Genomic DNA, 19,766 nt, shown 5'->3' with positions numbered 1-19,766 from the left:
AATTACCGCAAGCACGAGGCGGCGCTATGGCTGCCTGGACGACTTGTAGACATTGACGCCAAGCTCGCGGATCTTCTTGCGCAGCGTGTTGCGGTTGAGCCCCAAAAGCTCCGCAGCCTTGATCTGGTTGCCGCGCGTCGCCGTCATCGAGGCCAGCACCAGCGGATATTCGACCTCGGCGAGAATACGCTGGTAAAGCCCCGACGGGGGCAATTCGCCGGCGAAGGAGGCGAAATAGCGCTGCAGGAAATGCTCGACCGCCTGGCCGATCGACAGATCATCAGGAATGAGCGCGCCGCCGTCCGGCACGACCGGCCTCTCGCCGGTCTTGAGCTCGGACTCGATGATCTCCGACGAAATCTCGTCCTGCGAGTAGAGGGCGGCCAGCCGGCGCACCAGGTTTTCCAGCTCGCGCACATTGCCCGGCCAGGGATAGCGCTTCATGAGCTCGATGCCGCCGGACGAAATGCGCTTGGTCTGCAGGCCCTCGCTGGCGCCCAGCTTGAAGAAGTGCCGCACCAGGTCGGGAATGTCCTCCGAACGCTCGCGCAGCGCCGGCAGCCTGAGCGGCACAACGTTGAGGCGATAGAACAGGTCTTCGCGAAACAGGCCCTGGTTGATCAGCGTGCGCAGGTCCTTGTTGGTGGCCGCGACGATGCGCACGTCGGTCTTGATCGGTGTGCGGCCGCCGACCGTCGTGTATTCACCCTGCTGCAGGACGCGCAGCAGCCGGGTCTGCGCTTCCATCGGCATGTCGCCGATCTCGTCGAGGAACAGCGTGCCGCCCTCCGCCTGTTCGAAGCGGCCGCTCGAACGGTTCTGCGCGCCGGTGAAGGCGCCCTTCTCGTGGCCGAACAGTTCCGATTCGATGAGATCGCGCGGGATCGCCGCCATGTTGATGGCCACGAATGGGCCGCCGCGGCGTCGGCCATATTCGTGCAGCGCGCGTGCCACCAGCTCCTTGCCGGTGCCGGACTCGCCGCTGATCATCACCGTGAGATCGGTCTGCATCATGCGCGCCAGCATGCGGTAGATGTCCTGCATGGCGGCGGAGCGGCCGACCAGCGGCATCGTTTCCGGCTGGTCTTCGGCGCGGGCGTCGAGCTTCGGCCGCTTCGGCTCGGACAACGCCCGGTTGACGATGTTGAGCAGTTCGGTGAGGTCGAACGGCTTCGGCAGATATTCGTAGGCGCCGGTCTCGGACGCGCGGATGGCGGTCATGAACGTGTTCTGGGCGCTCATGACGATGACCGGCAGCTCGGGCCGCGCCTTCTTGATGCGCGGCAGCATGTCGAAAGCGTTTTCGTCCGGCATCACCACATCGGTGATCACGAGATCGCCTTCCCCCGCCGCGACCCAGCGCCACAGGGTCGAGGCGTTCGAGGTGACACGCACCTCGTGGCCGACGCGCGACAGCGCCTGGTTGAGCACGGTGCGGATGGCCGCATCGTCGTCGGCGACCAGAATATTGCCGCGAACGCTCATTTGCGGTCTCCTTCAGCTTCATCGCCCAAGCCGGGCGAAGTCTCCTTCCAGGCCGGCATCAGGACGCGGAAAGTGGTGCCGCGGGCAGTCGAATCGCATTCGATGATGCCGCCATGCTCGCCGACGATCTTGGCGACCAGCGCCAGCCCGAGGCCGGAACCATTCGGCTTGGTGGTGATGAACGGATCGAACAGGATCGGCAGGATGTCTTCCGATACGCCGGGGCCATTGTCATGCACGCAGAATTCCAGCGGCAGCGAGACACGGTCCTGCGTTCCAGGTACGGAAACGCGGATGCCGGGACGAAAGGCCGTCGACAGCACGATCTCACCCTGCGGATCCGATCCGATCGCCTCGGCGGCATTCTTGACCAGGTTGAGGAAGACCTGGATCAGTTGGTCACGGTTGGCGAAGACCGGAGGCAATGATGGATCATATTCCTCCAAGATCTTGATCCGCCTGGCAAAACCGTTCTTGGCGATCGCCTTCACATGGTCGAGCACGACATGGATGTTGACCGGAAAACGCTCGATCGGCCGCTCGTCGGAAAAGACCTCCATGCGGTCGACCAGCGAGACGATGCGGTCGGTTTCGTCGGTGATCAGGCGGGTGAGCGCCCGATCCTCGTCCGAGGCCGACAGTTCGAGCAACTGGGCGGCGCCACGAATGCCCGAGAGCGGGTTCTTGATCTCATGCGCCAGCATGGCGGCCAGGCCGGTGACGGAGCGCGCAGCACCCCGATGCGTCATCTGGCGGTCGATCTTGTCGGCCATCGACCGTTCCTGGAACATGACGACAACGGAACCCGGAAACTCGGGCACCGGCGCGACATAGAGATCGACCATCTTCTCGATGCCGAGGCGCGGCGACGACACGTCGACGCGGTATTCGTTGACCGGCGCGCGGCGCTCGCGCACCTGGTCGACGAGCGTCAGCAGCGGGCTGCCGAACGGCACCAGTTTGGAGAGCGTGTTGCGGGCGAGCATGGTCGCGCTGGAGCGGAAGAAGTCCTCGGCATCCGCGTTGGCGAAAGTGATGAAGCCGTCGGGATCGACCATGATCACCGGGCGGCGGATGGTGTTGAGCACGATGTTGGCGGCGTCCGCCATGCCAGTCGGCTGTGGGACATCCGCCTTCATGCCGCGCTCCGCAGGCCGGTCGACTGCGCGCCGTCGACAAACGCGCGGCGCAATGCTGCAACGACTTCGCCGGGTTCGAAGGATGTGAGAATGCGTTTGCGTAGTTCGGCAGAAACATCGGGACCGTGGCGGTCGAGATACCAGCCGAGATGCTTGCGCGCCTGGCGCAGCCCGCTTTCGATGCCGTAGAGCGAAAGCATGTCCTCGTAATGCGAGGCGACGTAATCGGTTAACTCTTGCGGCGTGAATGGAATGCCTTGTGTGTTTGCACCGGCCGCGGCCGTCGCAATGCTGCCCGCGACCCATGGCGTGCCATAATGCGCGCGACCGACCATCACCGCGTCGGCGCCGGAAAGTTCGAGGATCGCCGCTGCTTCCTCAGGCGAGCCGACATCGCCGTTGGCCACCACCGGGATCGAGACGGCTTGCTTGACGCGCGCGATCGCGCGCCAGTCGGCCTTGCCTTGATAGAACTGGCAGCGCGTGCGGCCATGAACGGTCACCATCCTGACGCCGGCCTGCTCCGCGCGGCGCGCCAGCATCGTCGCATTGAGCGCGCTTTCGTCCCAGCCGAGCCGCATCTTGACCGTCACCGGCACCGACACGGCGCCGACCACCGCGTCGATCAGCGACAGCGCGTGGTCGAGGTCGCGCATCAGCGCCGAACCGGCATAGCCGCCGGTCACCTTCTTCGCCGGGCAGCCCATGTTGATGTCGATGATATCGGCGCCCTCGCCCGCCGCGATTCGCGCGCCTTCGGCCATGTGCACAGCCTCACGGCCGGCAAGCTGCACCATATGCACCGGCAGGCCGGAATGGCGGATGCGCAGGTCGCAGCCGGCCCTGCCCTTGGCCAGCTCGCCGCTCGCCACCATTTCCGACACGACCAGTCCCGCGCCATGCCCGTGGGCGCGCTGCCGGAACGGCTCGTCGGTGATGCCCGACATCGGCGCGAGGAAAACGCGATTGCGGATTTTCACGCCGCCGATATCGAGTGGCGATGCCAATATGGTCAGTCCAGCCATGCACAAAAACCAAGCATGTTCGATCGTTGCACATTCTCTAGCCAGAAGTGCGGCGTTGTGCAACGCGCAATGACGTCACATTAAGGCGCATTTTGGAAAATGCTGGCCTTCGGCCATTACCCCGACTAGGACCGATCGGAATGAGTGAGGCAAGCGAAAAGCAAGCGGTGTCCCCAAGCGGCGGGATCGGGGTGGTAATCGTTGCCGCCGGCCGAGGCGCGCGCGCCGGTCAGGCCGAAGGTCCGAAGCAATATCAGCGCATCGGCGGCCGTGCCGTTATCGCCCATACTCTGGATATCTTTCTCTCCCATCCGTTGATCGGCCCGGTTGTTGTCGCCATCCACGCCGACGATGCCGAGCTTCTGCAGCGCTCGGCGGGAGCGCACGCCGAGCGCCTCATTACCGTTATCGGCGGTCCATCGCGCCAGGCCTCCGTCCGGCTCGGCCTCCTGGCGTTGCGGGATCAGGCACCCGCAAAAGTGCTTGTGCATGATGCCGTACGCCCGTTCGTCGACGCCGGGCTGATCGACCGCACCATCGAAGCCATCGGCGAACGCCAGGGTGCGCTACCGGCGCTGCCCGTCGCCGACACGCTGAAGCGGGAATCGGCCACCGGCATGATCGACGAGACGGTGTCGAGGTCAGGCCTTCATGCCGCGCAGACGCCGCAGGGTTTTCCGTACTGGCCGCTGCTTGCCGCGCATGAGAAGGCGTATCATCTGGGCAAGGCGGAATTCACCGACGACGCGGCGATTGCCGAATGGGCACAGATACCGGTCAAGATCGTTCCTGGATCGCCGGACAACGTCAAACTCACCTGGGCAAGGGACATCGCATTGGCCGACCAGCGGCTCTCCAGCGCGCAGCAGCGCTTCCCGGATATTCGCACCGGCAATGGCTACGACGTGCATGCGTTCGAGCCTGGCGACCACGTCACCTTGTGTGGCGTCGCCATTCCCTATGAGCGAAAACTCTCCGGGCATTCGGACGCCGATGTCGGGCTTCACGCGCTGACCGACGCGCTGCTTGCCACCTGCGGCGCCGGCGACATCGGCACGCACTTCCCGCCGTCGGACCCGCAATGGAAGGGTGCGGCCTCAAGGATCTTCGTCGAGCACGCGGCCAAGCTGGTGCGGGAGCGCGGCGGGCGCATCGCCAATGCCGACATCACGCTGATCTGCGAGGCGCCGCGCGTCGGGCCGCATCGCGCGGCGATGACCGAGGCGCTTTCGGCTATGCTCGGCATCGCGCCCGAGCGTATTTCGATCAAGGCGACGACCAATGAGAAGCTCGGCTTTGTCGGGCGCGGCGAAGGCATTGCCGCGATCGCCACCGCCAGCGTGGTCTATCCGGGAGAAGTGCCGGCATGAGCAACGCTGAACTTGCAAACGCCCTGCTCCAGGCCTGCCAGCAGCGCGGCATCATGCTGGCGACCGCCGAAAGCTGCACCGGCGGCCTGATCATTGCCGCGCTGACCGACATTGCCGGTTCGTCCGCCGTGGTCGATCGCGGCTTCATCACCTATTCCAACGAAGCCAAGATGGAGATGCTCGGCGTTTCCGCGGCCACGCTCGACTCGCATGGCGCGGTCTCGCGCGAGACGGTGCTGGAGATGGCCGCGGGCGCGCTGGCGCATTCGCAAGCAAGCCTTTCCCTCGCCGTCACCGGCATCGCAGGCCCCAGCGGCGGCTCGGCGGACAAGCCGGTCGGCCTTGTCTGGTTCGGGATTGCATTGGCCGGGCAGCCAGTCGTCGCCGAACAGCAATTGTTCGGTCAAAAGGGCCGCGAATTCATCCGGCATGAGACGGTGCGGCACGCGCTGCAACTTGGGCTACGGGCGCTTGGAGAGCGTTAGGTCGACTTTGCCGCATAGATGACGTCGGCGCGCTTCTCGAAGGCTTCCGAGAACATGCGGAAGGCGCGGTCGAACATGGTGCCCATCAGCGCGCCGAGAATGCGGCTCTTGAATTCGTAGTCGATGAAGAAATGCACCTCGCAGCCGCCTTCGGCGGGATCGAAGCGCCAGATGTTGCTGAGATATTTGAACGGGCCGTCGATGTATTTGACGTCGATGGCATTCTCGTCGGGCTTCAGCAGCACCTGCGTCGTGAATGTCTCGCGGATCGCCTTGTAGCCGATGCTCATGTCGGCGACCAGGATGGTGCGGCCGTCGCGCTCCTTGCGCGAGCGCACGGTGAGCGATTCACAGAGCGGCAGGAATTGCGGGTAGGCCTCGATGTCGGCCACCAGCGCGAACATCTCTTGCGGTGTATGCGCGACGCGGCGTGTCGCCTCGAATTTCGGCATTGAAGGTCAGCTGGCCTTCGCGAGCTGCGCCTCGCGCGCCGCGCGCAGCCGGGCGAAATCCTCGCCGGCGTGGTGCGAGGAGCGCGTCAGCGGGCTCGATGCCATCAATAGGAAACCCTTGGTCTTGCCGATGGTCTCGTAGGACTTGAACTCGTCCGGCGGGATGAAGCGGATCACCGGATGGTGCTTCTTCGACGGCTGCAAGTACTGGCCGATGGTCATGAAGTCGACATTGGCCGAGCGCAGATCATCCATCAATTGCAGCACCTCGTTCCGCTCCTCGCCGAGGCCGACCATGATGCCGGATTTGGTGAAGATCGAGGGGTCGAGTTCCTTGACCCGCTGCAAAAGCCGGATCGAATGGAAATAGCGGGCGCCGGGCCGGACCGTCAGGTAGTTCGACGGCACGGTTTCGAGATTGTGGTTGAAAACGTCGGGCTTGGCCGCGACGACGATCTCCAGCGCGCCGTCCTTGCGCAGGAAGTCGGGCGTCAGGATCTCGATCGTCGTCGAGGGCGTCGCCGCGCGGATGGCGCGGATGACGTCGGCGAAATGCTGCGCGCCGCCATCCGCAAGGTCGTCACGGTCGACGGAGGTGATGACGACGTGGCTCAGCCCCATCTGCTTGACGGCATGCGCGACGCGCGCGGGCTCGTCCGGATCGAGCGCGGTCGGGATGCCGGTCGCGACATTGCAGAAGGCGCAGGCGCGCGTGCAGATCTCGCCCATGATCATGAAGGTGGCGTGCTTCTTGTCCCAGCATTCGCCGATGTTCGGGCAGCCGGCCTCCTCGCATACCGTCACAAGCTTGTGCGACTTCACGATCTCGCGCGTTTCGGCATAGCCCTTGGAGACCGGCGCCTTGACGCGGATCCAGTCGGGCTTGCGCAGCACCTCCTGGTCGGGCCGGTGCGCCTTCTCGGGATGCCGCGGGCGCGGCCGGTTGGCGATCGTGTCTACGACTGTGACCATCTCAAACCCTTCGCGGCTTTCAGCCGCCAATCTTCGTCATCTAGGACTTTTCAACGCAAAGAAAAAGGCCGCGCCGGCGCATGCCGCCACGGCCGTTTTCGCATAGCGGCTTCCGTTCAGCGACGCATTCGCGCGCCTTAGCGGCGAACAAGCCGCCCCACGAAGATCAGCAGGCAGGCGCCGATGAAGCCGGTGATCAGATAGGCCACCCAGCCGACGCCGAACGACTGAATGTTGAGAGCCTGCAGGATCGCGTTCAGCACGATCGCGCCGACGATGCCCATGATGATGTTCATGAAGATGCCGGTGTTGCTCTTCATGACCATCTCGGCGAGCCAGCCCGCCAGGCCGCCGACGATGATGGCTGCGATCCAGCCGACGCCATTCAAATGCATATGCCAGTTCCTCCTCGATCAGGTGAAAATGCATCCGGATACGAACTGCCTTGCCGTCAGCGTTCTCCGGCTGCCGCGTGTGAGTCTCACCCGACCAATTTAGCACGGATTGGCCATCTATCACCGGTTGGCGGCCTATCACCGATTGGTGACCTGTCATCGGTTGATGACCTGTCATGCGTTTAAAGCGCGGCCATAGGCGTCGAGAACGCTCTCTTTCATCATCTCCGAAAGCGTCGGGTGCGGGAAGATCGTGTGCATCAGCTCTTCCTCGGTGGTCTCCAGGTTCATCGCCACGACAAACCCTTGGATGAGTTCGGTCACCTCGGCGCCCACCATATGCGCGCCGAGCAGCTGCCCTGTCTTCTTGTCGAAGATGGTCTTGACGAAGCCCTGGTCCTCGCCGAGCGCGATCGCCTTGCCGTTGGCGCTGAACGGGAAGCGCCCGACGCGGATGTCCTTGCCCTCGGCCTTGGCCTTGGCTTCGGTCAGGCCGACCGACGCGACCTGCGGGCTGCAATAGGTGCAGCCGGGGATCTTCAGCTTGTCGATGGCATGCACGCCCGGGAAATTGGCGATTTTTTCGATGCAGACGACGCCCTCATGCTCGGCCTTGTGGGCCAGCATCGGCGGGCCGGCGACGTCGCCAATGGCGTAGACTCCCGGCACATTGGTCTTGCCGTAGCCGTCGACGACAACGCAGCCACGGTCCGTCTTCACGCCGAGCGCCTCCAGGCCGAGATTTTCGATATTGCCCTGCACGCCGACGGCCGAGATCATGCGGTCGGCGGTGATCTTCTCGACCTTGCCGTCCTTCATCTCGACATGCGCGGTGACCGAGTTGGCGCCCTTCTCGACCTTGGTCACCTTGGCTTCCAGCAGGATCTTCATCCCCTGCTTCTCGAACTGCTTCTGCGCGAATTTCGAGACCTCGGCGTCCTCGACCGGCATCACCGCCGGCAGCAGCTCGACCACCGTCACGTCCGCGCCCATGGTGCGGTAGAAGGAGGCGAATTCGATGCCGATGGCGCCTGAGCCCATGACCAGCAGCGATTTCGGCATTTCCTTCGGCACCATGGCCTCGAAATAGGTCCAGATCAGCTTGCCGTCCGGCTCGATGCCGGGCAGCGCGCGCGGCCTGGCGCCGGTCGCCAGGATGATGTGCTTGGCTGTGTAGGTGCCCTCGCCCTTGACGCCCTTCGGCACCGGCGGCTGTGGCTCCATCGGCTTCTTCGCGGTCTTCGAAATGACGACCTCACCGGGCTTCGACAGCTTCGCTTCGCCCCAGATGACGTCGACCTTGTTCTTCTTCATCAGGAAGCCGACGCCGTTGTTGAGCCGCAGCGACACTTTTCGCGAACGGTCGACGACGGCCGCCGTGTCGGGACTGACCTTGCCGCCTTCGAGCTTCAGGCCGTAGTCCTTGAGGTGATCCGAATAATGCATGATCTCGGCCGAGCGCAGCAGCGCCTTGGTCGGTATGCAGCCCCAGTTCAGGCAGATGCCGCCAAGATGCTCGCGCTCAACGATCGCCGTCTTGAAGCCGAGCTGGGCGGAGCGCACCGCCGTGACATAGCCGCCGGGGCCTGAGCCGATGATGATGACGTCGTAGGATTCAGCCACGGGTTTTTCTCCCTGATCTTTTTGAAGGTTAGAGTGAGAGCATGACGCGCACGAGAGGCGCCAGAGCCTGACCGATGCACCGCGTGTTCTCGGCATCGAGATGGACGCCGTCGAGCGGCGTGGTGACGGCCACCGTGCCGGCGTCGAAGAAGCCGCAGCCGGCCTCGTCAGCAAGCAGCGAATATTGCGGTGTCAGCCGCTTCGAGGCGTCGTCTCCGCCGGCAAACATTTCCTTGAATTCGGCATTGTCGGTCCGCGTCACCACCGGCGGCGCGACAATGAGGATCTGGGGTGCCGGCCAGTCGAACGGATAGTCATGGCCGCGCACGATGTCGATCAGGCGCTGGATGCCTTGCTTGGCGGCGACCGGATTGCCGTGGATCCACGGCTTCATGTCGTTGGCGCCGAGCATGATGATGATCAGGTCGAGCGGCGCATGGCTGGTCAGGATCGTCGGCAGCACACGGGCGCCGTTGCGGTCGGCGCCGGCCAAATGGTCGTCGAAGGCCGTGGTGCGGCCGTTGAGGCCTTCGGCGATGACCTGGATATCGCCGCCGAGCTCAGCCCCAAGCACGCTCGGCCAGCGGTCTTCCAGCGCATGGCGGCCGAGGCTGGCGGCGTCGTAGCCCCAGGTGAGTGAGTCGCCGTAGCAGAGAATCGTCTTCATGCTTTTGCCACACCCCTGCCGTCACCGGTCGACTAGGCCGCCAGCGCGCGATCCGCCCGACGGAAAGAACAAGGCGAAAAGGCCGGTGAAGAATTTCCGCACGGCCTTTTCCCGTCCTACACCAGCATGCCCATCGGGTTTTCGATCATGCGCTTGAATGCGCCGAGCAATTCGGCGCCGAGCGCGCCGTCGACCGCGCGGTGATCGGTGGACAAGGTCACCGACATCACGGTGGCTATCTTGATATCGCCCTTCTTCACCACCGCCCGCTCCTCGCCCGCGCCGACCGCCAGGATCGTCGCATGCGGCGGGTTGATGACGGCGGCAAAATCCTTGATGCCGAACATGCCGAGGTTCGACACCGCCGTCGTGCCGCCCTGATATTCTTCCGGCTTCAGCTTGCGGCTGCGGGCGCGGCTGGCGAGATCCTTCATCTCATTGGAGATCACCGACAGCGTCTTTTCATCCGCATGGCGAATGATCGGCGTGATCAGACCACCGGGGATCGAGACGGCGACGCCGACATCGGCATGCTTGTGCTTGACCATGGCGTTTTCGGTCCAGGAGGCATTGGCATCCGGTACCGCCATCAGCGCCATTGCCATCGCCTTGATCACCATGTCGTTGACCGAGAGCTTGTAGGCGGGAACTTCGCCCTTGTCGGTCTTCCTCATCGGGGCGGCGGCATTGAGCTGCGTGCGCAGCGCCAGCAGCGCGTCGAGCTCGCAGTCGAGCGTCAAATAGAAATGCGGGATGGTGGACTTCGCCTCGACCAGGCGGCGCGCGATGGTCTTGCGCATATTGTCATGCGGCACAAGCTCGTAAGAGCCCTCGGCGAACAGCTTCAGCACCTGGTCGTCCGACATCGGCTTCGCGGCAGGGGCCGGAGTCGCGCCGGGAGCGCCGGCGGGCGCCTTCGCAGCCGGGGCAGCTTTCGCGCCGCCGGAAGCGATCGCCGCCTCGACGTCGACCTTCACCACGCGGCCATGCGGACCGGAACCCGTCAGCGCCGTCACGTCGACGCCGGCGTCCTTGGCGATGCGGCGGGCCAGCGGCGATGCGAAGACGCGATCGCCGGCGGCGTGGCCGTTGGCGACGGGAGCAGGCTCGGCCTTCGCCGGCGCGGGCGTCGCGGCTGCCGGCTTGGGTGCTTCCTTGGGGGCTTCGGCCTTCGGAGTATCCGCCTTCGGGGCTTCGGCCTTTGGCGCGGCGCTGCCACCGCTCTTGGCCGCAGCGCTTGCATCCTCGCCCTCGCCGGCCAGTATCGCGATCAGCGCGTTGACCTTGACGCCTTCGGTGCCGGCTGGAACCACCAGCTTGGCGACCGTACCTTCATCGACGGCCTCAACTTCCATCGTCGCCTTGTCGGTCTCGATCTCGGCGATCACGTCGCCCGGCGAGACCTTATCGCCTTCCTTGACCAGCCACTTGGAAAGATTGCCCTCTTCCATCGTGGGCGAGAGCGCCGGCATGGTGATGTTGATTGGCATGATGTCCTCCCGACCGGCTCAGCGATAGGTGACGGCTTTGACCGCCTCGACGACCTCACCGACGTTTGGCAGCGCCAGCTTCTCGAGGTTCGCCGCATAAGGCATAGGCACGTCCTTGCCGGCGATGGTGATCACCGGCGCGTCGAGGAAGTCGAAGGCGCGCTGCGAGACCTGGTTGGCGATGTGGTCGCCGACCGAGCTCTGTGGGAAACCTTCTTCCACCACCACGAGACGGTTGGTCTTCTTCACCGAGGCGATGATCGTATCGAAGTCGAGCGGTCGGACCGTCCTCAAATCGATGATCTCGGCGTCGATGCCCATGCCACGCAGTTCGGCCTCCGCCTTGACCGCATAGGTCATGCCGATGCCGAAGGAGACGATGGTGACGTCCTTGCCCTGCTTGTGGATGCGAGCCTTGCCGATCGGCAGCACGAAATCGTCGAGCTTCGGCACCTCGAAGGAATGGCCGTAGAGGATCTCGTTCTCGAGGAAGATGACCGGGTTCGGGTCGCGGATCGCCGCCTTGAGCAAACCCTTGGCGTCGGCGGCCGTGTAGGGCATCACCACCTTGAGGCCGGGGATATGGCTGTACCAGGCGGCATAGCATTGCGAGTGCTGCGCGGCGACGCGGGCCGCGGCGCCGTTCGGGCCACGGAAGACGATCGGCGCGCCCATCTGGCCGCCGGACATATAGAGCGTCTTGGCGGCCGAGTTGATGATCTGGTCGATCGCCTGCATGGCGAAGTTGAAGGTCATGAACTCGACGATCGGCTTCAGCCCGGCCATCGCGGCACCTACGCCGACGCCGGCAAAGCCGTGCTCGGTGATCGGGGTATCGACGACGCGGCGCGGCCCGAATTCCTGCAGCAGGCCCTGCGTGATCTTGTAGGCGCCCTGGTATTCGGCGACTTCCTCGCCCATGACGAAGACGTCGCCGTCGCGACGCATTTCCTCAGCCATGGCGTCGCGGAGCGCCTCGCGCACGGTGGTCGAGACCATTTCGGTGCCGGCGGGAATGTCCGGGTCGGCCGCGACTTCCGTCTTCGGCGCGGCGGCGACAGGGGCCGAAGCCTCGCTCTTGGCCGCGGCGGGGGCCGGCGCCGGTGCTGCCGCTTCAGACTTGGGCTCTTCCTCGCCGATGCCTTCGCCGGCCTTGTCGACGTCTTCGCCGTCGACCGCGAGCACGGCGATCACCGCATTGACCTTGACGCCTTCGGTGCCGGCCGGAACGACGATCTTGGCCAGCGTGCCTTCGTCGACGGCCTCGACTTCCATCGTCGCCTTGTCCGTCTCGATCTCGGCGATCACGTCACCGGCGACGACCTTGTCGCCTTCGTTCTTGAGCCATTTGGAAAGATTGCCCTCTTCCATCGTCGGCGAGAGCGCGGGCATGAGAATTTCGATCGGCATGTCCTTGCCCTCCCCTTACAGTACGATGTCGGTCCAGAGCTCGGACGGATCCGGCTCGGCGTCGTTCTGGGCGAATTCGGCGGCGTCGGCGACGATATCGCGGACTTCCTTGTCGATGGCCTTGAGCTCGTCCTCGCTTGCCCACTTCTTGTCGAGCAGCCGCACCCGAACCTGCTCGATCGGGTCGTGCTCGGAGCGCATCTTCTGCACCTCTTCCTTGGAGCGATACTTCGCCGGGTCGGACATCGAATGGCCGCGGTAGCGGTAGGTCTGCATCTCGAGGATGAGCGGGCCGTTGCCGGCGCGGCACCATTCGGTGGCGAGATCGGCCGCCGACTTCACGGCGCGGACATCCATGCCATCGACCTGGATACCGGGGATCCTGAAGGAGGCGCCGCGATGCGAGAAGTCGGTCTCAGCCGACGAGCGCGACACGGACGTGCCCATGGCGTAGCGGTTGTTTTCGATGATGTAGATCACCGGCAGCTTCCACAGCGAGGCCATGTTGAAGCTTTCATAGACCTGGCCCTGGTTGGCGGCGCCGTCGCCGAAATAGGTCAGCGAGACGTTCTTGTTGTCGCGGTAGCGGTTGGCGAAGGCGAGACCGGTGCCGAGCGACACCTGGGCGCCGACGATGCCGTGGCCGCCATAGAAATGCTTCTCCTTGGAGAACATGTGCATGGAGCCGCCCTTGCCCTTCGACAGGCCGCCGCGGCGCCCGGTGAGCTCGGCCATGACGCCACGTGGCGACAGCTCCATCGCCAGCATATGGCCATGGTCGCGATAGGCGGTGATCATTTGGTCGCCTTCGACCAGCGCCATCTTCATGCCGGTGACGACGGCCTCCTGGCCGATATAGAGGTGGCAGAAGCCGCCGATGAAGCCCATGCCGTAAAGCTGGCCGGCCTTCTCCTCGAAGCGGCGGATCAAGAGCATGTGCCTATAGGCGGAAAGCTCTTCTTCCTTGGTGAAATCAGCGGGCTTGGGGGCTGACAGATTGGGCTGCTTGTCGGATCTGGACTTGTTGTCGGATCTGGATTTGGCAGGCGCTTTTTTGGCGGCGGTGGCCATGCGTCACTCCCTGTTGGCGTCTCTTTGCGGACATTCAGGGAGATCGATCGCCTCCCCACCGATTTGTGAGAAGCTAACATGCAAGGATGCATTGCGCCATGCTGAAAAATGCATGGCTGGCATGCATCTAAGCGATTAGAATCATTGCAAATAAGAGCGATTAACCAGAACTCGGTTATTTCGTCGCGGGGGGCAACATGATGGTGATTTCGTCGGGTTGGGATAGATTGAGCGCCTTTCGGGCCTGCTCGTCAAGCATATCCTTCTCCAGCGTGCCTTCATGCATCAGCTGGACGCGGCGCTCGAAGTCGATCCGGCGCGCCTTCACGGCATCAAGCTGAGCCTGCAGTTCGACCGCCCGGGCCTCGAGCCGATACTTGGAATAAATGCCGAACTCGCCGTGATAGGCATGGAAGCCGAAATAGGCCAGGAAGAGCACGCAAAGCGAAGGGATGATCAGCCTGCCGGTGTTTCTCTGCTTGTGCTGACGTGTCCACATAACCCGAACCCTCGCGGCCGCGAACGCAAGCGGCCATGAGTCGTATTTCGCCCGATTGTGCTTAATGGACGGTTACGGGCGACCTCGTCCGGAGTACCCGGAAATGAAAAAGGGCGGGATGCCCCGCCCTTTTCGAACCCTGCTACCGGGCTGGATCAGCCCTTGACCACCGACTTGCCAGCGTAGCGCGCCTGCTTGCCAAGCTCTTCCTCGATACGGATGAGCTGGTTGTATTTGGCCATGCGGTCCGAACGCGACAGCGAGCCGGTCTTGATCTGTCCGCAATTGGTGGCGACCGCGAGGTCGGCAATGGTCGAATCCTCGGTCTCGCCCGAGCGGTGCGACATGACGGCGGTGTAGCCGGCCTTGTGCGCGGTCTCGACCGCGTCGAGCGTTTCGGTCAGCGAGCCGATCTGGTTGACCTTGACCAGGATCGAATTGGCGACGCCCATGCGGATGCCGTCGCGCAGCCGCGCCGTGTTGGTGACGAAGAGGTCATCGCCGACAAGCTGGGTCTTCTTGCCGATCAGGTCGGTCAGGATCTTCCAGCCTTCCCAGTCGTCCTCGGCGAGGCCGTCCTCGATGGTGATGATCGGATAGTCGGAAGCAAGCTTGGCAAGGTACTTGGCCTGCGCCTTCGGATCGCGAGTCTTCTTCTCGCCCTCATAGACGTAGTTGCCGTCCTTGAAGAACTCGGTCGCCGCGCAGTCGAGGCCGAGCGCGACATCCTCGCCGGGCTTGAAGCCAGCCTTCTCGATCGATTCCATGATGAAATCGAGAGCCGACGGCGCGCTCTTCAAATTGGGGGCGAAGCCGCCCTCGTCGCCGACATTGGTGTTGTGGCCGGCATCCTTCAGCTTCTTGCGCAGCGTGTGGAAAATCTCCGAGCCCCAGCGCACGCCGTCGCGCAGCGTCGGCGCGCCGACCGGCAGGATCATGAACTCCTGGAAGTCGATCGGGTTGTCGGCATGGGCGCCGCCATTGATGATGTTCATCATCGGCACCGGCAGGATGTGCGCCTTGGCGCCGCCGACATAGCGGTAGAGCGGCAGGCCGGCGGCTTCCGCCGCGGCCTTGGCGACCGCCAGCGAGACGCCAAGGATGGCATTGGCGCCGAGGCGGCTCTTGTTCGGCGTGCCGTCGAGCTCGATCATCGTCTGGTCGATATGGATCTGGTTCTCGGCTTCCATGCCGCCGATCGCCTCGAACAGCTCGCCGTTCACCGCTTCGACGGCGCGCTGCACGCCCTTGCCGAGATAACGCGGCCCGCCGTCACGCAGTTCGACCGCTTCGTGCGCGCCGGTCGATGCGCCGGACGGCACCGCGGCGCGGCCCATCGAGCCGTCCTCCAGCACCACGTCGACCTCGACGGTCGGATTGCCACGGCTGTCCAGGATTTCACGCCCGACGACGTCGATGATGGCGGTCATTTGCGATGTCCCCGATTGATCGATTGAAGCGTCGCGCCCCTCTTAGCCAAAGCGGCGCAAAAGGCAATCGGCGGCGCCGCAATTATTGCCGCGGGCCGGATTCACGAAGCGCAAATTTCTGTCATCATAAGTCATGCGCGTCGCGCGGCCTTCTCATCTATGGTCGCGTTCGCGCGGGGCGAAACAGGAGGAGTTTCGCCATGTCCCAGTTGAGCGGTATCGTGAGTTTGTTCCTGATCGCGGCGGCGTTCCTGACGTCATGCGACGATCAGAAGCCGCAGCAGAGCTCGGTGGAATTATCGACGCTCCAAGCGGCGCAGTAGTTCAAAACGCCAAAGGCCCTCGAGTTTTGCCCGGGGGCCTTTGGTTTTTAGGTGCCTATCAGGCGGTCAATGCCAATAGGGCTTCACGTGGTAATACTGGAACGAGGCATCGCGGGCGGCTTCGCCGTCGGCGCCGGTCAGTTCGTCGATCGAGTATGCGGGCGCGGCCTGCAGTTGCTCCTTGGTGAACGGCACGACGTAGCCGCCTTTGTCCTCGTCATAGTCGAGCGTCGCCCACGGAATGGCGTGGTACTTTTCGCCCATGCCGAGGAAGCCGCCGAAGCCGATCACGGCGAACATGATGCCGTTCGACATCTTGTCGAGCATCACGTCCTCGATGCTGCCGATGCTCTTGCCTTCGGTGTTGTAGACAGACGTGCCGATGACGCGCGAGGCGGCAATGGCTTCGGTGTGCCCGGACGGGGTGGTCATGGTGGTGCTCCTCTCGATTGAATGCCTGCATTGACAATGAGAGGAGCGCGCTAAGGTTCCCGACAAGCTTGCTCAGCTGTCGGTGAGGATGAAGGTAACTTTCATGTTGACCCGGTAGGCAGCGATCTTGCCGTCCTCGACGACGATCTTCTGGTCCTGGATCCAGGCGCCTTCGACGTTCTTCAGGGTCTTTGCGGCGCGCGCGATGCCCTTTTCGATGGCATCCTGAAAGCTCACCTTGGACGACGACGTGATTTCGGTGACGCGGGCAACGGACATGGCTTCCTCCTGCCAAGACGCTCAGTTACGGGGCCAAGCGTATAACCGGCCCCCTTTCACGACAAGCTTGGCGGGTGCGGCCTCGCCATTGTCACAGAGGCGCACTGCATGGCATTGTCACGCGAGGGAGTGGCGATGGGCCGCACGCGCAATCGGCGGACAACCATGCAGGCGCCGGCACCGGTGGTCGACGCCAACGCCGCCAATGCGTCCAGCGGATACTTCCTTGCCGCAGGCATGGGCCTGATCGGCATATTGATCCCCTGGTATTTCGAGCTCCCGCTCAACTTCGACGTCACGGATCGCGAATTCAATCCGCTCATCTTCATCCCCGTCGTCTTTCTCGTCATCGCGTTCTACGCGTTGCTGAAGGCGATCCGCGACACCTTGCGGGTTCGCAAGTTCGGTACGACGACACTGATAGCTGGAACCGCAGTGCCCGGCGGGCGCTTCGAAGGCGCGGTGCGCTCGAGCCGCGATCTGACTCCCAACGGCGACTACACCGTGCAATTGAAATGCATCCGCACTTATCGGGTCGGTGGACCGGTCGTGAATGCCAGCGGAACGCAAAAATCGACCTACAAGGACGATCTCAAATGGCGCGAAACGATCGTCGTGCCGAGTACATCGGTCCGCTCGAGCACCGGTATTCCCTTCGCCTTCCAGATTCCACCGGACGCGCTACCCTCGAGAGGCCCACCGATCTATGAACGGGTCCACGGCAATGTTCGATGGATACTGACTGTCAGCGCTCCGATGCAGGGACTGAACTACTACGCTGTCTTCGCAATTGAGATGGGCGGCCCGAGCCACGGCCAATGAGGTGGCCGAGACTTAAAGCGCGTCGCGATCTTTCAGATTCGCTCATGCGCTTTGGGTTTTTGATTTTACGCATGTCTTTATCCCGAAACCGGCTTTAGTGCCCCTTGGCGATGCGGTCGAAGGCCATGAGCTTTTCCAGCAGCGCCGGCATGTCCTTAAGCGGCACCATGTTGGGGCCGTCGGAAGATGTCGAGTTGTCCGGGTCCTGGTGGGTCTCGATGAAGACGCCGGCGACGCCGACGGCAACGGCCGCGCGCGCGAGCGTCGCGACGAAGCGCCGTTCACCGCCCGACGAACCGCCCTGCCCGCCCGGCTGCTGCACGGAATGGGTGGCGTCGAAGATCACCGGGGCGCCGATCTCGGCCATGATCGGCAACGCGCGCATGTCCGAGACCAGCGTGTTGTAGCCGAAGGAGACGCCGCGCTCGGTGGCGAGCACGTTCCCATTGCCGGAACCGGTGATCTTGGCGACGACGTTCTTCATGTCCCAGGGCGCGAGGAACTGGCCCTTCTTCACATTGATGACCTTGCCGGTCTTTGCCGCGGCGACCAGCATGTCGGTCTGGCGCGACAGGAAGGCCGGGATCTGCAGGACATCGACATGCGGCGCCACGATCGCGCATTGTTCCTCGGTGTGGACGTCGGTCAGCACCGGGAGCCCAAACTCCTTGCGCAGATCGTCGAAAATCGGCATCGCCGCGTCGAGGCCGGCACCGCGCGTCGCCGAAAGCGAGGTGCGGTTGGCCTTGTCGTAGCTGGTCTTGTAGACGAGGCCGATGCCCAGCCGGTCCGTCAGTTCCTTCAGCGCACCGGCCATGTCGAAGGCGTGCTGGCGCGATTCAAGCTGGCACGGGCCGGCGATCAGCGACAGCGGCGCATTGTTGGCGAAGACGACCTTGCCGACGGTTACCGATGAATTGGGCGCCAGGGGTTTGCTCATGGGGTCTCCCGGAAGATGAAGGCGGCGCCCTGCCCGGGCGCCGGTGGAACGACGATATCATTGCCGCTCATGTTGTGTCGGACTGCGTTTTCCGCAAGCAGCCGCCTGGCGGCGGCCGTGTCGCCAACCGAGAAAACGATGGCCGTGAAGCGCAGGTTCGGCGATGGCGCGACCGTCAGGCCGAAGCGCGAGCCATAATCTTCGGACGAGAAAACGCTAAGGACCGCATTCGGCAGCCGCACGGCATCGCCGTCGCTCACACCAGCTTCGGCGGCGGTCGCGATCAATCCGATCTGGCCGGCAGGCCTGTCGCTGACCGCTATAATTTCGAGAATACCCGTCACGCCATTGGCGTGCGTCTGCAGCGCCGTGCGATCGATCTTGGGCGCGTTGATGCGCTGGCAGGCGAAGAGGAAGGCCTCGTCGGCCTCCTTGTCGGATACGAATGCCAGCTTGAAGGAAGCCATGTCGCTTTTGCCGTTTGCGTCGGTAAAGGCGCGCGAGAAGCTCAGCATTTCGCCGGCCGAAAGACCGGCTTCGACATAGCGCGTATGATCGGCATCGGCATTGGCCGTTCCGAAGACGACCGCCGAAAAACCTTCATCGCCAACGGTTTGACGGTAAAGACGGTCGCGCGCGACGAAGACATTCCCTTCGCTTATGGCGAGGTCCGCCGTCTGTTCATTTCCGACCGCCAGCGGCTCCAGATAGGTGCCGTCGGTGAAAAAGACGCAGGCATTCTCCGTGCCGAAGGGGTGGAAGCCCGTGGGCGCGACGACAAAGCCGAGCGACGTCAGGCGCGAGCGAACGGCATCAAGATTCTGTGCCGGCAGAACGAGATGGTCGAGCGGATGAGCTGATTTTTTGGTCATGCCGGCGCGGTGTGCCCCATTCCGGCCCACGGTTCAAGAGCAGCGGAGCGCGCTTGCCCGGTTCAGGCCGCGGCCACGACATCGGCCGAATAGCGCAGTTCGCGCAGCGGCTTCACCTTGCTGGTCGTATCGGCATAGATCGGATGCGCCTTATAGGCGGCAAGCGCCGCCTCGTCCTGGAACTCGGCATAGACGACCACGTCGATCGCGTTGGAGAACAGATCGACCTTGGTGTTGAGCGTCACTTCGAAATGCTTGGAGTGCGGAATCTTGCCAAGCGCCAGCAGGCCCGAGCGCACAGCCTCGACATCTTCCTTGCGCCGCACGCTGAAGAAAACGATGTGGCGGATCAAGCCAACCTCCGTGATCGTCGATTCAGCGGTGTTCTTGTGGGAGCGACGCCTGAGCGTCAACCGGCAACGATGTCGCGCCCGCGATGTGCAACCGGCAAGGCTTTATCCGGTGACATGGCGCACGATGCGCGACATTTCCCGCACGGTCACGTCGAGATAGTGACCATGATTGTAGAGGCCATCCCAGATCAGGAAGAAGGCAATGGCTGCGATGACGATTACATAACGCATG

Annotated in this window: 23 protein-coding genes; 4 read left to right on the top strand and 19 right to left on the bottom strand. The window is 63.5% G+C overall.

Going from position 1 to position 19,766, the window contains the following annotated elements; all coding sequences use genetic code 11:
- Window positions 1–24: 24 nt before the first annotated feature.
- From ntrC to dusB, 3 genes are read right to left on the bottom strand one after another with little or no spacing between them, the layout of a single operon-like run.
- Window positions 25–1,485 carry a nitrogen regulation protein NR(I) gene (gene ntrC, locus EN852_RS31745; protein WP_127868013.1) on the bottom strand — a complete coding sequence of 487 codons (1,461 nt, stop codon included), beginning with the start codon at window positions 1,483–1,485 and terminating at the stop codon, window positions 25–27.
- A complete protein-coding gene (locus EN852_RS31740) occupies window positions 1,482–2,624 on the bottom strand; it encodes a nitrogen regulation protein NR(II) (protein WP_127868012.1) in 1,143 nt (380 codons plus the stop codon). The genes ntrC and EN852_RS31740 overlap by 4 nt, the downstream gene beginning before the upstream one ends.
- A complete protein-coding gene (gene dusB / locus EN852_RS31735) occupies window positions 2,621–3,649 on the bottom strand; it encodes a tRNA dihydrouridine synthase DusB (protein WP_127879842.1) in 1,029 nt (342 codons plus the stop codon). The genes EN852_RS31740 and dusB overlap by 4 nt, the downstream gene beginning before the upstream one ends.
- Before the next feature lie 140 nt (window positions 3,650–3,789).
- On the opposite strand from dusB, the gene EN852_RS31730 reads away from it, so the two are divergent.
- Window positions 3,790–5,019 (top strand): bifunctional 2-C-methyl-D-erythritol 4-phosphate cytidylyltransferase/2-C-methyl-D-erythritol 2,4-cyclodiphosphate synthase, encoded by a 1,230-nt coding sequence (locus tag EN852_RS31730; protein ID WP_127879843.1) that lies wholly within the window; start codon window positions 3,790–3,792, stop codon window positions 5,017–5,019.
- Window positions 5,016–5,504 carry a CinA family protein gene (locus EN852_RS31725; protein WP_127879844.1) on the top strand — a complete coding sequence of 163 codons (489 nt, stop codon included), beginning with the start codon at window positions 5,016–5,018 and terminating at the stop codon, window positions 5,502–5,504. Before EN852_RS31730 ends, EN852_RS31725 begins: the two co-directional genes overlap by 4 nt.
- On the opposite strand, the gene EN852_RS31720 is transcribed toward EN852_RS31725, so the two are convergent.
- The 10 genes from EN852_RS31720 to eno all read right to left on the bottom strand — a co-directional run bounded on the left by EN852_RS31720 (window position 5,501) and on the right by eno (window position 15,513).
- A complete protein-coding gene (locus EN852_RS31720; RefSeq protein ID WP_127868008.1) occupies window positions 5,501–5,956 on the bottom strand; it encodes a type II toxin-antitoxin system RatA family toxin in 456 nt (151 codons plus the stop codon). The genes EN852_RS31725 and EN852_RS31720 overlap by 4 nt on opposite strands.
- Window positions 5,957–5,962: 6 nt before the next feature.
- Window positions 5,963–6,928: a lipoyl synthase gene (lipA, locus tag EN852_RS31715; protein WP_112129187.1), complete on the bottom strand. Its 966-nt coding sequence runs from the start codon at window positions 6,926–6,928 to the stop codon at window positions 5,963–5,965.
- 137 nt (window positions 6,929–7,065) lie between these two features.
- Window positions 7,066–7,323: a GlsB/YeaQ/YmgE family stress response membrane protein gene (locus tag EN852_RS31710; protein WP_042642286.1), complete on the bottom strand. Its 258-nt coding sequence runs from the start codon at window positions 7,321–7,323 to the stop codon at window positions 7,066–7,068.
- A 174-nt stretch (window positions 7,324–7,497) separates the two neighbouring features.
- Window positions 7,498–8,946, bottom strand: coding sequence for a dihydrolipoyl dehydrogenase (lpdA, locus tag EN852_RS31705; RefSeq protein WP_127879845.1), 1,449 nt, complete (start codon window positions 8,944–8,946; stop codon window positions 7,498–7,500).
- Window positions 8,947–8,974: 28 nt separating this feature from the next.
- Window positions 8,975–9,613 (bottom strand): SGNH/GDSL hydrolase family protein, encoded by a 639-nt coding sequence (locus EN852_RS31700; protein WP_127879846.1) that lies wholly within the window; start codon window positions 9,611–9,613, stop codon window positions 8,975–8,977.
- Window positions 9,614–9,729: 116 nt separating this feature from the next.
- Complete coding sequence (locus EN852_RS31695; RefSeq protein ID WP_127879847.1) at window positions 9,730–11,103, bottom strand: pyruvate dehydrogenase complex dihydrolipoamide acetyltransferase; 1,374 nt, start codon at window positions 11,101–11,103, stop codon at window positions 9,730–9,732.
- Window positions 11,104–11,121: 18 nt separating this feature from the next.
- Window positions 11,122–12,513: a pyruvate dehydrogenase complex E1 component subunit beta gene (locus tag EN852_RS31690; RefSeq protein ID WP_127879848.1), complete on the bottom strand. Its 1,392-nt coding sequence runs from the start codon at window positions 12,511–12,513 to the stop codon at window positions 11,122–11,124.
- Between the two features lie 15 nt (window positions 12,514–12,528).
- Window positions 12,529–13,584 carry a pyruvate dehydrogenase (acetyl-transferring) E1 component subunit alpha gene (gene pdhA, locus EN852_RS31685; protein WP_127879849.1) on the bottom strand — a complete coding sequence of 352 codons (1,056 nt, stop codon included), beginning with the start codon at window positions 13,582–13,584 and terminating at the stop codon, window positions 12,529–12,531.
- A gap of 175 nt (window positions 13,585–13,759) precedes the next feature.
- Entirely contained in the window at window positions 13,760–14,083 is a 324-nt protein-coding gene (locus EN852_RS31680) for a septum formation initiator family protein (protein ID WP_127879850.1), read from the bottom strand.
- A 155-nt stretch (window positions 14,084–14,238) separates the two neighbouring features.
- The gene (eno, locus tag EN852_RS31675) at window positions 14,239–15,513 is read right to left on the bottom strand and encodes a phosphopyruvate hydratase (protein ID WP_127879851.1); all 1,275 of its coding nucleotides are present in this window, start codon (window positions 15,511–15,513) and stop codon (window positions 14,239–14,241) included.
- 200 nt (window positions 15,514–15,713) lie between these two features.
- On the opposite strand from eno, the gene EN852_RS43260 reads away from it, so the two are divergent.
- Entirely contained in the window at window positions 15,714–15,836 is a 123-nt protein-coding gene (locus tag EN852_RS43260; RefSeq protein WP_280952541.1) for a hypothetical protein, read from the top strand.
- 66 nt (window positions 15,837–15,902) lie between these two features.
- On the opposite strand, the gene EN852_RS31670 is transcribed toward EN852_RS43260, so the two are convergent.
- Together EN852_RS31670 and EN852_RS31665 are read right to left on the bottom strand one after the other, a co-directional pair.
- Window positions 15,903–16,268 (bottom strand): PRC-barrel domain-containing protein, encoded by a 366-nt coding sequence (locus EN852_RS31670; RefSeq protein WP_127867998.1) that lies wholly within the window; start codon window positions 16,266–16,268, stop codon window positions 15,903–15,905.
- Between the two features lie 72 nt (window positions 16,269–16,340).
- A complete protein-coding gene (locus EN852_RS31665) occupies window positions 16,341–16,547 on the bottom strand; it encodes a dodecin family protein (RefSeq protein ID WP_127879852.1) in 207 nt (68 codons plus the stop codon).
- Window positions 16,548–16,655: 108 nt separating this feature from the next.
- Here EN852_RS31665 and EN852_RS31660 point away from each other — a divergent pair, with 108 nt between their 5' ends.
- Window positions 16,656–17,369: a hypothetical protein gene (locus EN852_RS31660; protein ID WP_127879853.1), complete on the top strand. Its 714-nt coding sequence runs from the start codon at window positions 16,656–16,658 to the stop codon at window positions 17,367–17,369.
- Window positions 17,370–17,463: 94 nt separating this feature from the next.
- Here the strand turns inward: EN852_RS31660 and kdsA are convergent, their stop codons facing one another.
- From kdsA to EN852_RS43255, 4 genes are all read right to left on the bottom strand, one after another.
- Window positions 17,464–18,309 (bottom strand): 3-deoxy-8-phosphooctulonate synthase, encoded by an 846-nt coding sequence (gene kdsA, locus EN852_RS31655; RefSeq protein ID WP_127879854.1) that lies wholly within the window; start codon window positions 18,307–18,309, stop codon window positions 17,464–17,466.
- Window positions 18,306–19,181, bottom strand: coding sequence for a VOC family protein (locus EN852_RS31650; protein ID WP_127879855.1), 876 nt, complete (start codon window positions 19,179–19,181; stop codon window positions 18,306–18,308). The genes kdsA and EN852_RS31650 overlap by 4 nt, the downstream gene beginning before the upstream one ends.
- A 62-nt stretch (window positions 19,182–19,243) precedes the next feature.
- Entirely contained in the window at window positions 19,244–19,534 is a 291-nt protein-coding gene (locus tag EN852_RS31645; protein ID WP_127879856.1) for a Dabb family protein, read from the bottom strand.
- A gap of 102 nt (window positions 19,535–19,636) precedes the next feature.
- The gene (locus EN852_RS43255; RefSeq protein ID WP_281004619.1) at window positions 19,637–19,765 is read right to left on the bottom strand and encodes a hypothetical protein; all 129 of its coding nucleotides are present in this window, start codon (window positions 19,763–19,765) and stop codon (window positions 19,637–19,639) included.
- Window position 19,766: the final 1 nt, after the last annotated feature.

It is taken from the genome of Mesorhizobium sp. M2E.F.Ca.ET.209.01.1.1, assembly GCF_004010375.2.
In the GTDB taxonomy this organism is placed as follows: Bacteria; Pseudomonadota; Alphaproteobacteria; order Rhizobiales; family Rhizobiaceae; genus Mesorhizobium.
This window is presented reverse-complemented; position numbering and strand designations above follow the sequence as displayed.

Excerpts from the sequence above, each read along its gene's own strand:
- ntrC (WP_127868013.1), bottom strand. The coding sequence starts at position 1,485 with ATGAGCGTTCGCGGCAATATTCTGGTCGCCGACGACGATGCGGCCATC.
- EN852_RS31740 (WP_127868012.1), bottom strand. The coding sequence starts at position 2,624 with ATGAAGGCGGATGTCCCACAGCCGACTGGCATGGCGGACGCCGCCAAC.
- dusB (WP_127879842.1), bottom strand. The coding sequence starts at position 3,649 with ATGGCTGGACTGACCATATTGGCATCGCCACTCGATATCGGCGGCGTG.
- EN852_RS31730 (WP_127879843.1), top strand. The coding sequence starts at position 3,790 with ATGAGTGAGGCAAGCGAAAAGCAAGCGGTGTCCCCAAGCGGCGGGATC.
- EN852_RS31725 (WP_127879844.1), top strand. The coding sequence starts at position 5,016 with ATGAGCAACGCTGAACTTGCAAACGCCCTGCTCCAGGCCTGCCAGCAG.
- EN852_RS31720 (WP_127868008.1), bottom strand. The coding sequence starts at position 5,956 with ATGCCGAAATTCGAGGCGACACGCCGCGTCGCGCATACACCGCAAGAG.
- lipA (WP_112129187.1), bottom strand. The coding sequence starts at position 6,928 with ATGGTCACAGTCGTAGACACGATCGCCAACCGGCCGCGCCCGCGGCAT.
- EN852_RS31710 (WP_042642286.1), bottom strand. The coding sequence starts at position 7,323 with ATGCATTTGAATGGCGTCGGCTGGATCGCAGCCATCATCGTCGGCGGC.
- EN852_RS31700 (WP_127879846.1), bottom strand. The coding sequence starts at position 9,613 with ATGAAGACGATTCTCTGCTACGGCGACTCACTCACCTGGGGCTACGAC.
- EN852_RS31695 (WP_127879847.1), bottom strand. The coding sequence starts at position 11,103 with ATGCCAATCAACATCACCATGCCGGCGCTCTCGCCCACGATGGAAGAG.
- EN852_RS31690 (WP_127879848.1), bottom strand. The coding sequence starts at position 12,513 with ATGCCGATCGAAATTCTCATGCCCGCGCTCTCGCCGACGATGGAAGAG.
- pdhA (WP_127879849.1), bottom strand. The coding sequence starts at position 13,584 with ATGGCCACCGCCGCCAAAAAAGCGCCTGCCAAATCCAGATCCGACAAC.
- EN852_RS31680 (WP_127879850.1), bottom strand. The coding sequence starts at position 14,083 with ATGTGGACACGTCAGCACAAGCAGAGAAACACCGGCAGGCTGATCATC.
- eno (WP_127879851.1), bottom strand. The coding sequence starts at position 15,513 with ATGACCGCCATCATCGACGTCGTCGGGCGTGAAATCCTGGACAGCCGT.
- EN852_RS43260 (WP_280952541.1), top strand. The coding sequence starts at position 15,714 with ATGTCCCAGTTGAGCGGTATCGTGAGTTTGTTCCTGATCGCGGCGGCG.
- EN852_RS31670 (WP_127867998.1), bottom strand. The coding sequence starts at position 16,268 with ATGACCACCCCGTCCGGGCACACCGAAGCCATTGCCGCCTCGCGCGTC.
- EN852_RS31665 (WP_127879852.1), bottom strand. The coding sequence starts at position 16,547 with ATGTCCGTTGCCCGCGTCACCGAAATCACGTCGTCGTCCAAGGTGAGC.
- EN852_RS31660 (WP_127879853.1), top strand. The coding sequence starts at position 16,656 with ATGGCATTGTCACGCGAGGGAGTGGCGATGGGCCGCACGCGCAATCGG.
- kdsA (WP_127879854.1), bottom strand. The coding sequence starts at position 18,309 with ATGAGCAAACCCCTGGCGCCCAATTCATCGGTAACCGTCGGCAAGGTC.
- EN852_RS31650 (WP_127879855.1), bottom strand. The coding sequence starts at position 19,181 with ATGACCAAAAAATCAGCTCATCCGCTCGACCATCTCGTTCTGCCGGCA.
- EN852_RS43255 (WP_281004619.1), bottom strand. The coding sequence starts at position 19,765 with ATGCGTTATGTAATCGTCATCGCAGCCATTGCCTTCTTCCTGATCTGG.